A 15,560-nucleotide genomic window follows, 5' to 3' on the forward strand; every position below is an offset into this window, starting at 1 on the left:
GCCGTTGCCGACCGCACGAACCACGACTCCCCCACCCACCCGCGGGGCACCTCCCCGCCCGGCGACCCCGGGCCCCGCCAGTCACCCCTGGAGACCAACCATGAGGTCACTTCTCCCCCTGTGCTCAGTGGGGCTGGTGCTCGCACTGACCGCCTGCTCGACCACCGAGGCAACCGACGACTACTCCTCCGTTCCACTGACCATCTGGGCCGACGAGGAGCGCGCCCAGGCCATGCGCACCTTCGCCGAGGCGTTCGCCCGCGACGTCAACCGGCGGGTGGAGGTGATCGTGGTCGACAACGAGGAGCTGCGGGCCAGCTTCCTGAGTGCGCACTCCACCGGCCTGGGTCCGGACCTGCTCGTGGGGCCGCACGACTGGACCGGTGAACTGGCGTCGGCCGGAGCCATCGTCCCGGTCGGGCTGGAGGAGGACGACGCCGAACTGTTCTCCCCCGGAGCCCTGGCGGCGGTCAGCTACGACGGCCGGGTCCACGGGGTGCCCTACGCCACCGAGAACCTGGCGCTGTTGCGCAACACGGACCTGGTTCCGCAGACGCCGGACTCGCTGGAGGCCATGGTGGCGACCGGCACGGAGCTGGTGGACTCGGGAGCCGTGGACCAGGCGCTGAGCCTCCAGGTGGGCGAGGAGGGCGACGCCTACCACATCCATCCGTTCTTCACCTCGGCCGGCGGTTACCTGTTCGGCGAGGACCCCTCGGGCGACCCCGACCCCGCGGACCTGGGGGTGGCCGCCCCGGAGTCGATCGCTGCCTTCGAGCTGCTGGCGGAGCTCGGGGAGGACGGTTCGGGGGTGCTGAGCCGGTCCACCGACGCGACCAACGCGACCTCCCTGTTCGCCTCCGGTGCCGCCCCGTTCCTGGTGAGCGGCCCGTGGAGTGTGGCCGCGGTCCAGGAGGCGGGTCTGCCGTTCGCGGTGGACCCGGTGCCCTCGTTCGCCGAGGGGGACCCGGCCCGGCCGCTGATCGGTGTGCAGTCGTTCTTCGTGGCCTCCGGGGCCAGTGATCCGGATCTGGCCGAGAAGCTGGCCCGGGTGTTCCTGGACGACCCCGAACTGTCGGTGATCCTGTACGAGGCCGATCCGCGTGTGCCCGCGCTGGACGAGGCCCTGGAGATGCTCACCGAGCAGGACCCGAACCTGGAGGCCTTCCAGCGCGCGGGCGAGGGCGGCCTGCCGATGCCCGCGATCCCCGAGATGGAGGCGGTCTGGAGTCCGTTCTCGCAGGCCAGCGCGGATATCATCGGTGGCGCTGAGCCCGCTGAGGCGCTGGCCGAGGCCGAGCGGATCATCATCGAGGGCTTCGACGAGCAGGACTCCGGAGCCTGACCCCGGAGCGCCCGCGGCCCGGGGGCGCCCCGCGTCCCGGCCCCAGAACGTGAGCGCGCAGGCACTCCCCTCACACAGAGCAACCGCCGCGGCACCTTCGGACAACCATCACCCTTCCGTTTCCGGGGTGTTTCCACATCTTTATCCACAGCGACTGCAAAGCCTTTCAAAGCCTGCAAGTTATTGCTAACGTCACATCACCGAGCATGCCCGTAACGGACCCGGTTCCTCCGGTGAACCGCATGCACGACCTCCGACAGTCCTCCCGGAAGGAAGACACCATGAGATCCCGCAGCGCGTCAGCGGTCGCCGGTATCGCCGCGATCGCACTTATGGCGACAGCGTGCAGCAACGACGGTTCGGACGGAGGCGACGAGGGCGCCGAGCAGAGCACGCTCGTCATCTGGTCCGACCCCGAGCGCGCCGAGGCCATCCAGAGCGCGGCCGCCGAGTTCGCCGAGGCCAACGGCATCGAGGTGGACGTCCAGAACGTCTCCTTCGACGACATCCAGGGCGACGTGGTCAACGCCCACCAGGCCGGCAACGCCCCGGACGTCTTCATCGGTGCGCACGACTGGACCGGCAACCTCATGCGCAACGGCGCCGTCCAGCCCATCGAGCTCCCCTCGGACCGTGCGGACGCGATCGACCCGACCGCCCTCGAAGCGGTGTCGCTGGAGGGCCAGCTCCTGGGTGTCCCCTACACCCAGGAGAACATCTTCCTGATGCGCAACACCGAGCTGGCGCCCGACGCCCCCGAGACCTTCGAGGAGCTCGTCGAGGTCGGCACCCGGCTCAAGGACGACGGTGAGGTCGACGAGGTCCTGGCCATGGCCGTGGGCCAGGAGGGCGACCCCTACCGGATGAACGCCCTGATGTCCTCCGCGGGCGGCTACCTCTTCGGCCAGGACGGGAACGGCGACTGGAACCCCGACGACCTCGGGGTCGGCACCGACGAGACCATCGCGGCCATGGAGAAGATCGCCGAGTACGGCGAGGAGGGCGAGGGCGTGCTGCGCCGCTCCATCGAACTCGAGAACGAGGCCTCGCTCTTCTTCGAGGGCGACGCCCCCTTCTTCGTCGCCGGCCCCTGGACCATCGGTGACGCCAACGCCTCCGACATCGACTACGAGATCAGCGCCATCCCCGGCTTCGAGGGCATGGACCCGGCCTCCCCCTACATCGGCTACCAGGCCTTCTTCGTCACCGAGGGCAGCGCCAACAGCGCCCTCGCCGAGGAGTTCGTGGTCAACCACGTCACCGACTCCGACTTCGTCCTGAGCCTGTACGAGGCCGACCCCCGCACCCCGGTGCAGACCGAGGCCCTGGAGAGCGTCTCCGCCGACGACCCCAACATCGCCGTGATGGCCGAGACCGGGGAGAACGGCGTCCCGATGCCGAACATCCCCGAGATGGGTGAGACCTGGGAACCGCTGGGCATCGCCCAGGCCCAGATCATCGGCGGCGCGGACGCCCGTGAGGCGCTGGAGACCGCCCACGACACCATCGCCGAGCGGATCGGCCAGTAGTAGTGGCCACCAACCGATCCGGCACAGCGGGCGCCCCCGGGAAGGGGGCGCCCGCCCGCCCAGCGCTGCCCGGCGGCCGTTTCTCCGGAAACGGGTCGCTCACCGGCCAACTGGTCAAGATCGCCCTCCTCGGACTGTTCACCGCCCTCGGCGTCTGGGCCGTCCTCCCCCTCTACACCGCGGGGAACTGGTGGGGCATCGGTCTGGCCGTGGCCGTGGTGGCCCTCGTCTACTGGGTCTACCTGTCCAAACGCACCGTCCCGGCCAAGTACCTGGTCCCCGGCGTGCTGTTCCTGATGGCCTTCCAGATCTTCCCGGTGCTCTACACGATGAGCACCTCGCTGACCAACATGAGCGACGGCCACCGGGGCTCCAAGGAACAGGCCATCTCCTCCATCGAGGCGTACTCGGTGGTCCGCGGCGAGGACTCCGAGGAGTACGTGCTCACCGTGGCCACCACCGGCGACCCCGAGTCGGGCGAGCTGGTGTTCCTGCTCACCGACTCCGAGGGCGACGCCTACGCGGGTACCGAGGAGGGGCTCAGCGAACTCGAACGGGCCGAGGTCGGCCCGTCCGGCAAGGTCACCGACGCCTTCGGCTACACCCTCCTCACGCCCAGCCAGGTCAACGCGCGCAGCGACGACCTCCAGGACTTCGCGGTCCCCACCGGCGACGGTTCGGGTATCCGCTCCAGCGGCCTGTCCAGCGCCTTCGAGGGCAACGCCCAGCGCGCCTACGACGAGGCCTGCGACTGCGTCACCGACAGCGAGACCGGGAAGGTCTACACGGCCGACGACGAGCGCGGCGCCTTCTACGGCGAGGACGGCGAGCGCCTGGCCCAGGGCTGGCAGGTGGGCGTCGGGTTCGACAACTTCGCCCGTTTCCTGCTCAACCCCACCTTCGCCGCGTCGTTCTTCAGCACCCTGGTCTGGAACATCGCCTTCGCCGCGTCGGTCACGTTCCTGGTGTTCGTGCTCGGCCTCGCGGTCGCCCTGACCCTGCACGTGCCGAGGATGCGCGGCAAGGTGGTCTACCGGATCCTCGTCGTCCTGCCGTACGCCATGAGCTCCCTGGCCATGTACCTGCTGTGGCGGGACATGTTCAACGCGGACTTCGGCCTGTTCAACCGGATGCTCGGCCTCCAGGTGGACTGGTTGGGGGACGCGTGGGCGGCCCGGGCCGCGGTCATCCTGGCCAACGTGTGGCTGGGCTACCCGTACATGTTCCTGGTGGCCACCGGGGCGCTCCAGGCCATCCCCCGGGAACTGGGACAGGCCGCACAGCTGGACGGCGCAGGGCCCTGGCAGGCGTTCCGGCACGTCACCCTGCCCCTGCTGATGGTCGCCATGGCACCGATCCTCATCGCCACGTTCGCGTTCAACTTCAACAACTTCAACGCGGTGTGGCTGCTCACCCGGGGCGGACCGTTCGGCGCGGAGGGGACGGCCTCGGGCGGTGCCACGGACCTGCTCATCACCTACACCTACAGGTTGGCGTTCAGTGAGGCCACCGCCCAGTACGGGTACGCGGCGGCGCTGTCGGTGATGATCTTCCTCATCGTCTCGGTCACCTCGGTGATCAGCCTGAGCCGGACCAAAGCCCTCCAGGAGGTGGACCGATGACCGCTCCCGACGTCGCCGTCAGGCCCGTCTACCAGCGTTCGACCGGCACCCGGCTGACCCTGTGGCTGAGCCGCCTGGGCTGGCGGCACGCCGTCATGTGGGTGGTCGCGGCCTTCGCGGTCTTCCCCGTGCTGTTCGTGGTCTCCGCGGCGCTCAACCCCGTCGGCACCCTGAGCAGCTCACAGCTGTGGCCGACCGGCGCCAGCCTGGCCAACGCCCGCGAACTGTTCCAGAACACGCCCTTCACCACCTGGTACGCCAACTCGCTGTTCTTCGCCCTGACCAACGCGGCCGTCACCGTGCTGTTGTCGGCACTGGCCGCGTACGCGTTCAGCCGGATGCGCTTCAAGGGCCGCAGGGTGGGTCTGATCGGCCTCCTGGTCATCCAGATGTTCCCGCAGTTCCTGGCGATCGTCGCGATCTACCTGATGTTCTCCAACATCGGTGAGGTCTACCCGGTGATCGGCTTCGACACCCGGTGGGGCCTGCTGCTGGTCTACCTCGGCGGCGCCCTGAGCATCAACACCTGGTTGATGAAGGGCTTCTTCGACACGGTGCCCCGGGAGCTGGACGAGTCGGCCCAGATGGACGGGGCCACACACGCCCAGGTGTTCTTCCGGATCATGCTGCCGCTGGTCACCCCGGTGCTGGCGATCGTGGCGCTGCTGGTGTTCATCAACACCATCAACGAGTTCCTGATGGCCAGCGTGTTCCTGCGGGACACCGCGTCCCAGACCCTGGGCCTGGGCCTCTACCAACTGGTGGACTCCCAGCGCAACGCCAACTTCGGGATGTTCGCGGTGGGCGCGCTGATGCTGTCCCTGCCCACCCTGATCGTGTTCTGGTTCCTCCAGCGCTACATCAGCGAGGGCCTGACCTCCGGAGCGGTCAAGGGATAGCCGGGGGCGGGGCCCGACCTGAACCGGGGCCCGCACCGGAAACGACGAGGAGGGGCGCTCCCCTGCGGGGCGCCCCTCCTCGTGTGCGGTCACGGTCCCGGAAGGCATCGCCTCCCGGGACCGGGCACTACTTCTTCTTCTTGTCCTCGGAGATGCTGCTGTCCGTGGACAGTGCGGAGATGAAGGCCTCCTGGGGCACCTCGACCCGACCGACCATCTTCATCCGCTTCTTGCCCTCCTTCTGCTTCTCCAGCAGCTTGCGCTTACGGCTGATGTCACCGCCGTAGCACTTGGAGAGCACGTCCTTGCGGATGGCGCGGATGTTCTCACGGGCGATGACCCGGGCACCGATGGCGGCCTGGACGGGCACCTCGAACTGCTGCCGCGGAATGAGCTCGCGCAGCTTCTTGGTCATCTCGACCCCGTAGGCGTAGGCCTTCTCCTTGTGCACGATCGCGGAGAACGCGTCGACCGGCTCACCCTGGAGGAGGATGTCGACCTTGACCAGGTCGGCCTGCTGCTCACCGATGGGCTCGTAGTCCAGGGAGGCGTAACCCTTGGTCCGGGACTTGAGGGCGTCGAAGAAGTCGAAGACGATCTCGGCCATCGGGAGCGTGTACCGCATCTCGACGCGGTCCTCGGAGAGGTAGTCCATGCCCTGGAGCTCGCCGCGGCGGTCCTGGCACAGCTCCATGATCTGGCCGATGTGGTCGGAGGGGCTGAGCAGGGTGGCCTTGACCATCGGCTCGTAGATCGCCTCGATCTTGCCGGCCGGGAACTCGCTGGGGTTGGTCACCACGTGCTCGGCGCCGTCCTCCATGTCCACCCGGTAGATCACGTTGGGCGCGGTGGAGATGAGGTCGAGGTTGAACTCGCGCTCCAGGCGGGCCCTGGTGATCTCCAGGTGGAGCAGGCCGAGGAAACCGCAGCGGAAACCGAAGCCCAGGGCGGCGGAGGTCTCCGGCTCGAACGCCAGCGCGGCGTCGTTGAGCTGGAGTTTCTCCAGGGCGTCGCGCAGCACCGGGTAGTCGGTGCCGTCGATCGGGTACAGGCCCGAGAACACCATCGGCTTGGGTTCCTGGTACCCGGCGAGCATCTCCCCGGCGGGCTTGTTCAGGGTGGTGATCGTGTCACCGACCTTGGACTGGCGCACGTCCTTCACACCGGTGATGATGTAGCCGACCTCGCCCACGGCCAGGCCCTTGCTCTTGGTCGGCTCGGGCGAGCTGACCCCGATCTCCAGGATCTCGTGGGAGGCCCTGGTGGACATCATCTGGATGCGCTCACGCGGGCTGAGGTGGCCGTCGACGACCCGCACGTAGGTGACCACGCCGCGGTAGGTGTCGTAGACCGAGTCGAAGATCATCGCGCGGGCCGGGGCGTCGGCCTCGCCGACGGGCGGGGGGATCTGGTTGACGATCTCGTTGAGGAGCTCCTCGACGCCCTCGCCCGTCTTGGCGCTGACCTTGAGCACGTCGGAGGGCTCGCAGCCGATGATCCCGGCGAGTTCCTCGGCGTACTTCTCGGGCTGGGCCGCGGGGAGGTCGATCTTGTTGAGCACCGGGATGATCGTGAGGTCGTTCTCCAGCGCCATGTAGAGGTTGGCGAGGGTCTGGGCCTCGATCCCCTGCGCGGCGTCGACCAGCAGGATCGCGCCCTCGCAGGCGGCCAGGGAGCGCGACACCTCGTAGGTGAAGTCGACGTGGCCGGGGGTGTCGATGAGGTCGAGCGTGTAGGTCCTGTCGTCCAGCGCGGTGAACGGGATCCGCACGGCCTGCGACTTGATCGTGATGCCGCGCTCGCGCTCGATGTCCATGCGGTCCAGGTACTGGGCGCGCATCTGGCGGTCCTCGACGACCCCGGTGATCTGGAGCATCCGGTCGGCCAGCGTCGACTTGCCATGGTCGATGTGCGCGATGATGCAGAAGTTGCGGATCAGCGCAGGATCGGTCCAGTTCGGCTGTGCCACCGTGCTCCGTTCACAGGGTTGGGTCCGGGTCGTGATGCGCCTGTGGCGGCGCCGCCCTGCCGGGGGTCCGCCCACGGCATCGTCCATCATCCCACGGCGCCGACACCGTCCTCACCGGCTGGGGCCGGTGCGGATACGGCAGTATGGGCGCGAACGCGCGGGACTCGTGTCCAGATTATGCGACCCGGGGCCGGGAACGGGTTGTGCGGGTGCCGGACGAGGACGGGTGGCGTACAGGTGAAGTGGCTTCTGAAGCGGTTGTTGGCCGGTCTGGCGGCGATCCTGGTCGTACTGGTGGGCGCGGGCGCGCTACTGACCTACCAGTACTCGGGAACCCCCGGGGAAGGGGCAGCCTCCCAGGGGTCGGACGCGGCGTGGGTGGGTTCGTGGGAGGACACGGAGGCGCTGGAGGAGCTGCTGGGTACCGGCGGGGTGAACACCCTGTACGTGTACGCGGGCGAGGTGGCCGGGAACGGCGGCGTCGAACGGGTACCGGGCACCGGTGACCTGCTGGCGTGGTTGGGAACGGAGTTTCCCGAGGTGCGGGCGCTGGCGTGGCTGCGGCACGTGGAGTCGGGTTCCTCGCTGGTCCGGGACCGGTTCGACGCGGACGCGCGGGCGGCCCTGGCCCCCCGGATCGCCGAGGTGGGGGCGGACGGGTTCGCCGGGGTGCACCTGGACATCCGCCCGGTGACGGTGAACGACCCCTCGCTGCCCGCTCTCATGGAGACGGTGCGGGAGGAACTGGGCGCGGAGCCGGTGCTGTCGGTCCGGGCCCACCACGTGGAACTGGTGCCGGGCGGGCGGGTGCCCTCCTTCGTCGTCGGCGGCGAGGAGAAGTACTGGTCCAAGGGGTACCTGGAGCGGGTGACCGAGTACGCGGACGAGGTCGTGCTGCCCGGGGTGGACGCGGGCATGCCCGTGGCGGGGATGTACGGCGGGTTCATGGTGCGGCAGGTGACCGAGTCTGTGACGGCGCTGCGCACCCGTGAGGACGTGACGGTGCGGTTCGGGGTCCCGGCCTACAGCAGCGAGCGGTGGGGGCCGGCGACCGGTCACGAGACCGCGCTCACCGCGATCGCCGCGGTACGGCTGGGTGTGTCCCGTGCGCAGGTGCCCGACACGATGACCCTGGGTGTGGCGTTGTACCTGGTGGACGAGGCGGAGCCGGAGGACCTGACCGCCTACCGGACAGCCTGGCTGGCGCCGTAGGTGCACGGACGGCCGACGCGTCCGGGCCGCAGGGACGGGTGCCGCGCCCTTCGGGCCCGGGGCGACGGAGGCGCGGAGTACGGTAGCGCCCGGCCCGCACGCGAAGGCGTGTGGCCCGGAGGGGCCGGACGTGGTGCCCGGGGCCCGAGCAGTCCGATCGGTACGGCATACTGAGAAGTCCGTGTCTCGGACTTCCACGTTCGAATTTGAGCCCTGTGGACTCACACACACCCTGCGTCGGCGCCCACGCAGGCCTCTCATGGAACGGCTGCCCATGAGATGAGCCGCCTGTCCGACCGACGCGATGATCACAGTAACTGGAGCACGTTTTCGCATGGCGAACATCAAGTCGCAGAAGAAGCGCATTCGGCAGAACGAGAAGGCTCGTGTCCGCAACCAGGCGGTGCGCTCTTCCCTGAAGACGGCCATCCGGAAGTTCCGCGCGGCCGCCGAGGCCGGGAACGTCGAGCAGGCCACCGTCGCGCAGCGTGAGGCCGCTCGCGCCCTGGACAAGGCCAGCAGCAAGGGCGTCATCCACAAGAACCAGGCCGCGAACCGCAAGAGCGCGATCGCCAAGCGCCTGCAGGAGCTTCAGGCCGCCTAGGGGCGCCGAGCACACGGCTCAGAGGGTCCGGTCCCGCGGGGACCGGACCCTTCCGTGTGTCCGGGGTCGGTCTCCGCGGGTGCGCGCCGGACCCGCGTACCGGCCCCGCACACCCGCGAGCCCCGGCCCGTCGGTCCTCGCCGCGAGTTGTCCACAGGTACGGAAACAGCCGGTGACAGAGCGTCGTCGGCTCTCTAGCGTTGGTGTCATGACCGCTTCGCGCCGGTCACGGCGCCACCCTCCCGTGTCAGCCCCCGAAGAACGGCTCCGCTCGCTCGGCCTGGACTCCTCCCCCGCCGCCGGACGGCTGCGTGCCCGTGTCACCCGCCCCCGCTGCGAACCCGGCCCCGTGGTCCCCGTCCCCCGCGCGCCCTACGCTGCCGAAGAGGCCGCCGCCCCCTACCGCCTCGAAGAACCCCGGGACGAGACGGTTCCGGTGCGGAGCCCCTGGCGGGAACCGCCCGGGAGCGGGGACGTCCGGAAGGCGGAGAAGGACCAGAGGACGGGGCAGGCCCCGCCGGTCCGGGAGGGGAACGGAACCACACCCGGGACGGCCGAGGCGCAGACCCCGGAAGAGGGTTCGGGAGAACGGCACCGGCGCGCTCGCGAACCGGTGCGGCCGCCCTCCGGGTACACGGAGCTGGGTCCGGAGGCAGCCGTCCCCCTCCTGGAGCGGGTGGCCCGCGGGTGGGGTGCCCGCGCCTCCCTGTCCCGGCGGTCGGTGGTGACCCTGCTGGTGCTGGGCCTGCTCGCCGCGGCGGTCGCCTTCTGGGCGCTGCGTGAGCGCCCCGAGGAGGTGACGGTCCCCGAACCGGTCACCCGGTCCGCCCCGGCCGACCAGAGCACGGACGGACCGGCCGACGAGGGTGAGGGGGCGGGCCAGCCCGCGCCGACCGGGCCCGGAACCGGTGGCGGCACCGGCGGGGACACCGGCGGGGAGGTGGTGGTGCACGTCGGCGGCGAAGTGGCCGAACCCGGGCTGTACACGCTGCCCTCCGGTTCGAGGGTGGCTGACGCGGTCCAGGAGGCGGGCGGACCGCTGCCCGACGCCGACCTGGACCTGGTCAACCTGGCCCGATCACTGACCGACGGCGAGCGGATCCTGGTGGGCGTCCCCCAGCCGGAGGGCGGTCCGGGCGGCGGCCCGCCGGGCGCCGGCCCACCGGTCAACCTCAACCTGGCCGGACAGAACGATCTGGAGACGCTTCCCGGCATCGGGGAGAAGAGAGCACAGCAGATCCTCACCCACCGGGAGTCGCTCGGCGGTTCCTTCTCCAGCGTCGAGGACCTCCTCGGAGTGGACGGGATCGGGGAGAAGACGTTCAGGACGCTCGAACCGCACGTGACGGTGGGGTGAGCCGCCGTGGTGGCCTGGTTGGGAACCGACGCCCACGGCCTGGAACGGCCGCCCGATCTGAGACTGCTCCTGCCGGCCGCCGCTGCCTGGCTGGCCGCGCTCGGTGCGCTCGCCGCACCACCGTGGCTGGCGTGGCTGTGCGCCGGGCTGGCGGCCTGCGGCGCGCTGGCGGCGTTCTTCGCGGCACGCCCTCCGTGGGAGGTCCCCGCGCTGGCACTGGCGGCGACGCTGGCGTGCTGCGCCACGGTGGCCGCGGTGGCCGGGGCCCATGTGCACCGGACCGTGTCGAGTGCCGCGGCGGAGGCAGCGGGCCGGGGCGGTGACGCGCTCTTCCGTGCGGTGGTGTCGGCCGACCCGCGGCCCAGGGCCGGGATGCCGCGCCCGGGCCGGGCCGAGTGGGTGGTCCCCGCCCGGACCGAGTGGGTCCGGCTGGACGGCCGGGCGGACGCCTCGCGGGCGCCGGTGGTGGTCCTGGCTTCCGGGGAGGGCTGGGCCGACCTGCTGCCCGGTCAGTCCTTCGAGGCGCGCGGGGCCTTCCTGGAAGCGGACGGCGACCGCCTGACCGCCGCTCTGGTCCCGGTCCGGGGGCCTCCCGAGAAGGTCCGCGGCCCCGGTCGGCTCCAGGTTTTCGCCGCCGGAGTGCGGTCCGGTCTGCGCGAGGCGACGGCGGAACTCCCGCAGCCCGCACGCGGACTGCTCCCCGCATTGGTCCTCGGTGACGTGTCGGCGCTGCCGGAAAGCACGGCCGAGGACTTCCGGGCCACCGGGATGACACACCTGTTGACGGTCTCCGGAGCCAACCTGGCGATCCTGACCGGGTTCGTGCTGGGTGCGGCACGGTGGACGCGCGCGCCCACCTGGTGCGCGGTCCTGGGCGGTGCGCTGATGATCTGGGTGTTCGTCCTGGTGTGCCGACCGGAGCCGAGCGTGGTGCGGGCGGCGTTCATGGGGTCTCTGGGGTTGCTGGCGCTGGCGAGCGGTCGGGCGCACGCAGGATTGGGCGCCCTGTGCGCCACGGTGGTCGGGGTGCTGTTCGTGGCGCCGGGGTTGGCCGCCTCCTACGGTTTCGCGCTTTCCGTTCTGGCCACCGCGGGGATCCTGTTGCTCGTGCCCGGTTGGACCCGGGCGTGGTCCTCGCGCTGCCCCGCACCGGTGGCCGAGGCCTTCGCGGTCGCGGTGGCCGCGCACGTGGCGGTCGCCCCGGTCCTGGTGCTGCTCTCCGGAGAGGTGTCCTGGGTGTCGGTCCCGGCCAACGTGCTGGCGGCGCCCGTGGTGGCGGCGGTCACCGTTGCGGGGTCCGCGCTGGCGGCACTGGCCGCGGTGTGGCCGGAGGGGGCCGCGGCCCTGGTGCACCTACCCGGGCTGGGGGTGTCCTGGATCGCCGTGGTGGCCGAGACCGGGGCGCGGGTCCCGTACGGAGCGCTGCCCTGGCGTTCGGACGTGGCGGGCGCCCTGCTGTTGGCCGCGGTGGTGGCGGTGTTCCTGCTGACCCGTGGGGTGTTGCGCCGGGTGGTCGCCGCCGCGGCCGTGGCGGTTCTGGTGCTCGGTCTGGCCGCCCGGTGCGTGCCGGGCGGGTGGCCGCCGCCGGGGTGGGTTCTGCTCGCCTGTGACGTGGGGCAGGGGAACGCGCTCGTGCTGTCCTCCGGGCCCGGTGAGGCGGTGGTGTTCGACGTCGGCCAGGAGCCGGAACCGGTGGACGGCTGCCTGGAACGCCTGGGGGTGCGCGAGATCCCGTTGCTGGTGCTCAGCCACGACCACGCCGACCACGTCGACGGTGCGCCCGGGGTGCTGAGGCACCGGACGGTGTCCGCCGCGCTGGCACCGGAGGGGTTCGGGCGGAGCCCGGTGGGCCGCCTGCTCGCCGAGGAGGGGGTGGCGCTGACGGCCGCCGAGCGCGGCCAGCGGTTCCGGGTGGGACCGTGGCTGCTGCGGGTGCTCTGGCCGGAGGCGGGGTTCACCGGTTCGGTCAACGACACGTCCGTGGTGGTCCGGGCCGACGGCCCGGAGATGTCGGTGCTGTTGACCGGTGACATCGAGCAGGAGGCGCAGGGGAGGCTGCTGCACGGACCGGAGCCGGACCTGTTGTCGGTGACGGTGCTGACCACACCCCACCACGGCGCCGGCGACCAGGACCCGGACTTCCTCTCCGCGACCGGGGCGGCGGTGTCGGTGACGTCCGTGGGCAGGGACAACCGCCACGGCCACCCCGCCCCCTCCACCTGGGACCTGTTGGAGCGGACCGCCCGGGTGAACGCCCGCACCGACCGCGACGGTGACGTCGCCGTCCTGGGCGGCCCGGTCCGGGTGGCGGTCCGCGGCGCGGAAGCGGAACCGGACCGCTGAACACCCGGTCGGGGAGCGTTCCCGGGACACCGGACACCGGGCGGGCACCGGACGCCGGTCTGCGGACCGGTGGGCCCGGGGAAGGCGCCGGAGGGTCCGGCGCCCCGGCCCGCTGTTCGGGCACCGCCCGGTCGGTGGGGCGTGGCATCCTCGTTGTATGCCTGCACCCGCCCTCATCACGCTCATCGTCGGCGACGAGGAACTCCTCGTCGACCGGGCCGTGGCCGCCGTCGTCGCCTCGGCCCGCGAGACCGAACCCGAGGTGGACGTCCACGACCTGGTCCCCTCCCAGGTAGGCCTGTCCACCCTGGTGGAGGTCACCTCGCCCTCGCTCTTCGGCGACCGCCGGGTGGTGGTACTCCGCTCCTCCCAGGACCTGGTCAAGGACCTGGCGGCGACGGTCACCGACTACCTCAAGGACCCCGCCGACGACGTGTACATGGTGCTCACCCACGCGGGGGGCGCCAAGGGCAAGGCGCTGCTCCAGGCCGCGGTGAAGGCGGGCGCCCGGCGGGTGGACTGCAAGGGACCCACCAAGGGCCCCGAGCGGGTCGCCTTCGTCAAGGGCGAGTTCTCCTCGGCCGGACGACAGATCACCCCCGACGCCGCCCAGGCGCTGGTGGACGCGGTCGGTACCGAACTGCGCGAGATCGCCGCCGCCTGTACCCAGTTGATCGCGGACACCGAGGGCCGGGTGGACGCGGCCGCGGTGGCCAGGTACCACTCCGGCAAGGCGGAGGCCTCGGGGTTCAGCGTGGCCGACCGGGCGGTGGAGGGACGCCTGCCCGAGGCCCTGGAGCAACTGCGCTGGTCACTGGCGGTGGGTACCGCCCCGGTACTGGTCAACAGCGCGCTGGCCGGCGCCGTGCGCGGGATCGCGGTGGCCGCCCAGCCGCCGCGGGGGATGAGCGAGGCGGAGCTGGCCAAACGCGCCAAGGTTCCGCCGTGGAAGCTGCGTACTCTGCGCCAGCAGGCCCGGGGCTGGAACGCTGCCGGGGTGCGACGGGCGATGGAGGTGATCGCCGAGACCGACGCGCTGATCAAGGGCGCCGGACGCGACCCCGAATACGCGTTGGAGCGCGCGGTGATCGAGATCGCCCGGGCCCGCGGCACCCGCTGACTGTTCCGGGCCGCTCCGGTCACCGGGCGGCGGTGCGGCCGTCGCCGTTCCTCAGCGGATCGTGCGGCCGCCCTGCCATACCCGCAGGGCGTTCAGGCCCATGGACCAGGCGAAGGCGCCTTCGTGGTCGGCGTCCCACTGCACCAGGTCGGCCAGGCTGCCCGGGGTGATCATGCCCCGGTCACTGAGGCCCAGGGCGTGTGCACTGCCCGCCGTGGCGGCGTTGAGTGCCTCCTGGACGGTCATCTCGAACATCGAGACGGCCAGGGAGATGACCAGCGGCATGGACGTGGTGCCGGACTGGCCCGGGTTGTGGTCGGTGCCCAGGCCCACCGGCACGCCGTGGTCGAGCAGCGCGCGCACCGGCGGGGTGCGGCGTTCGTGCAGGGCGGTGGTGGGGCAGGCGACCACCGGGGTCCGGGTGGCGGCCAGGGCCAGCAGGTCCTCGTCGTCGACCTCGTGCACGAGGTCGACCGAGGAGCAGCCCAGTTCCGCGGCCATCCGGACGGCCCCGTGCCGGGGCCGGGAGCAGGCGTGCATGGTGGTGCGCAACCCCACGGACTGGCCCACCCCCAGGAGCATGTGGGCGTCCTCGGTGGTGAACTGCTGGTTGTCGCAGTAGACGTCCACCCCGTCGGCGCCGGCCATGGCGGCGTCGCTGAGCCAGGAGGCCGCGGTGCTCACGTACTCCTTGGGACGACCGAAGAACTCGGGCGGGACCCCGTGTGCGGGGAAGAAGGTGACGTGCAGGCGCGGCATGCCCGGTTCCTCCTCCAGGGAACGGAGCAGGCGTACGTCGGCGAGCTCGCCGTCCCGGGTGAGGTGGTAACCGGTCTTGGCCTCCACCGTGGTGCTGCCGGACAGCACCCAGTGCCGCAGCCGTTCACGGACGGCGTTGCACAGGGTCCAGGGGTCGGTCCCCCTGGTGATGGTGACGGTCGTGGACACGCCCCCGCCCGCGGCGAAGATGTCGGCCCGGGTGGCTCCCTGGGCCCACATGTTGACCTCCGCGTACCGGTCGCCCGCGTAGACGGGGTGGCAGTGGGCGTCGACGAGACCGGGGGTGAGCAGGCCGCCCCCGATGTTGACGACCTCGTCCACCTCGGTGAGGTCCTCCATCACACCGGGGATGCGCTGGGGAAGCTCCGCCGCGGGGCCGACCCAGGCGACGCGGTCGTTGTCGATCAGGAGGGCGGCCTTGGTGAGCAGCTCGTTCCCGGTCCACAGCCGACCGATGTTGGTGAGGAGTACTACCGTCATGGGGTGGTCCGCCCTCGCCGGTCAGTTCCGCTGCGACACGTGCGGGGCAGCGGCGTGGCGTGCACGGGCGGGCATGGCGACCTCGTATCTGGATGCGATTCCGACAGGGCCGTGAGCGACCCGGGGTCGCCTCGCGGTGCCGTGACAGTGGGGGTTCGCGTCAGCCTCAGGGGGACAGCGGTCACTGTCGGCCAGTGCTCCAAAACCGTAGTCCATTCGCAGACTCCGTGTACACCTCCCCGAGGGGACGAATGCGAGCGTTCCCAGCCGAAATTCACAGAGCCGCAGAGTGATGAAGGC

At 71.1% G+C, this 15,560-nt stretch carries 11 protein-coding genes; 9 read left to right on the forward strand and 2 right to left on the reverse strand.

The annotated features are described in order from the left end of the window. Positions 1-100: 100 nt before the first annotated feature. From IE195_RS24440 to IE195_RS24455, 4 genes are all read left to right on the forward strand, one after another. Entirely contained in the window at positions 101-1,345 is a 1,245-nt protein-coding gene (locus tag IE195_RS24440) for a sugar ABC transporter substrate-binding protein (protein ID WP_191275757.1), read from the forward strand. A 281-nt stretch (positions 1,346-1,626) separates the two neighbouring features. Continuing rightward, the gene (locus tag IE195_RS24445) at positions 1,627-2,874 is read left to right on the forward strand and encodes a sugar ABC transporter substrate-binding protein (RefSeq protein WP_225942495.1); all 1,248 of its coding nucleotides are present in this window, start codon (positions 1,627-1,629) and stop codon (positions 2,872-2,874) included. Between the two features lie 2 nt (positions 2,875-2,876). Continuing rightward, a complete protein-coding gene (locus IE195_RS24450; protein WP_191275761.1) occupies positions 2,877-4,496 on the forward strand; it encodes an ABC transporter permease subunit in 1,620 nt (539 codons plus the stop codon). Further along, on the forward strand, positions 4,493-5,395 hold the full coding sequence (locus IE195_RS24455) for a sugar ABC transporter permease (RefSeq protein WP_191275764.1): 903 nt from the start codon (positions 4,493-4,495) through the stop codon (positions 5,393-5,395). The genes IE195_RS24450 and IE195_RS24455 overlap by 4 nt, the downstream gene beginning before the upstream one ends. 127 nt (positions 5,396-5,522) lie before the next feature. On the opposite strand, the gene lepA is transcribed toward IE195_RS24455, so the two are convergent. After that, entirely contained in the window at positions 5,523-7,364 is a 1,842-nt protein-coding gene (gene lepA / locus IE195_RS24460) for a translation elongation factor 4 (protein ID WP_191275766.1), read from the reverse strand. A 237-nt stretch (positions 7,365-7,601) separates the two neighbouring features. Between lepA and IE195_RS24465 the strand changes: the two genes are divergently transcribed. The 5 genes from IE195_RS24465 (at position 7,602) to holA (ending at position 14,000) form a co-directional block, all read left to right on the forward strand. Then, positions 7,602-8,576, forward strand: a complete 975-nt coding sequence (locus IE195_RS24465; RefSeq protein ID WP_191275768.1) for a hypothetical protein — start codon at positions 7,602-7,604, stop codon at positions 8,574-8,576. Positions 8,577-8,910: 334 nt separating this feature from the next. Then, complete coding sequence (gene rpsT / locus IE195_RS24470) at positions 8,911-9,180, forward strand: 30S ribosomal protein S20 (protein ID WP_191275770.1); 270 nt, start codon at positions 8,911-8,913, stop codon at positions 9,178-9,180. 244 nt (positions 9,181-9,424) lie between these two features. Beyond that, positions 9,425-10,537, forward strand: a complete 1,113-nt coding sequence (locus IE195_RS24475) for a ComEA family DNA-binding protein (RefSeq protein WP_229826433.1) — start codon at positions 9,425-9,427, stop codon at positions 10,535-10,537. 6 nt (positions 10,538-10,543) lie between these two features. Next, entirely contained in the window at positions 10,544-12,880 is a 2,337-nt protein-coding gene (locus IE195_RS24480) for a ComEC/Rec2 family competence protein (protein ID WP_191275772.1), read from the forward strand. 157 nt (positions 12,881-13,037) lie between these two features. Then, complete coding sequence (gene holA / locus IE195_RS24485) at positions 13,038-14,000, forward strand: DNA polymerase III subunit delta (protein ID WP_191275774.1); 963 nt, start codon at positions 13,038-13,040, stop codon at positions 13,998-14,000. A gap of 51 nt (positions 14,001-14,051) precedes the next feature. On the opposite strand, the gene IE195_RS24490 is transcribed toward holA, so the two are convergent. Then, a complete protein-coding gene (locus tag IE195_RS24490) occupies positions 14,052-15,260 on the reverse strand; it encodes an amidohydrolase family protein (RefSeq protein ID WP_191275776.1) in 1,209 nt (402 codons plus the stop codon). Between the last annotated feature and the right edge of the window lie 300 nt (positions 15,261-15,560).

It is taken from the genome of Nocardiopsis terrae, assembly GCF_014651695.1.
In the GTDB taxonomy this organism is placed as follows: Bacteria; Actinomycetota; Actinomycetes; order Streptosporangiales; family Streptosporangiaceae; genus Nocardiopsis; species Nocardiopsis terrae.

Bases quoted from the DNA above. Each gene is read 5' to 3' on its own strand.
- IE195_RS24440 (WP_191275757.1), top strand. From the start codon at position 101: ATGAGGTCACTTCTCCCCCTGTGCTCAGTGGGGCTGGTGCTCGCACTG.
- IE195_RS24445 (WP_225942495.1), top strand. From the start codon at position 1,627: ATGAGATCCCGCAGCGCGTCAGCGGTCGCCGGTATCGCCGCGATCGCA.
- IE195_RS24455 (WP_191275764.1), top strand. From the start codon at position 4,493: ATGACCGCTCCCGACGTCGCCGTCAGGCCCGTCTACCAGCGTTCGACC.
- rpsT (WP_191275770.1), top strand. From the start codon at position 8,911: ATGGCGAACATCAAGTCGCAGAAGAAGCGCATTCGGCAGAACGAGAAG.
- holA (WP_191275774.1), top strand. From the start codon at position 13,038: ATGCCTGCACCCGCCCTCATCACGCTCATCGTCGGCGACGAGGAACTC.
- IE195_RS24490 (WP_191275776.1), bottom strand. From the start codon at position 15,260: ATGACGGTAGTACTCCTCACCAACATCGGTCGGCTGTGGACCGGGAAC.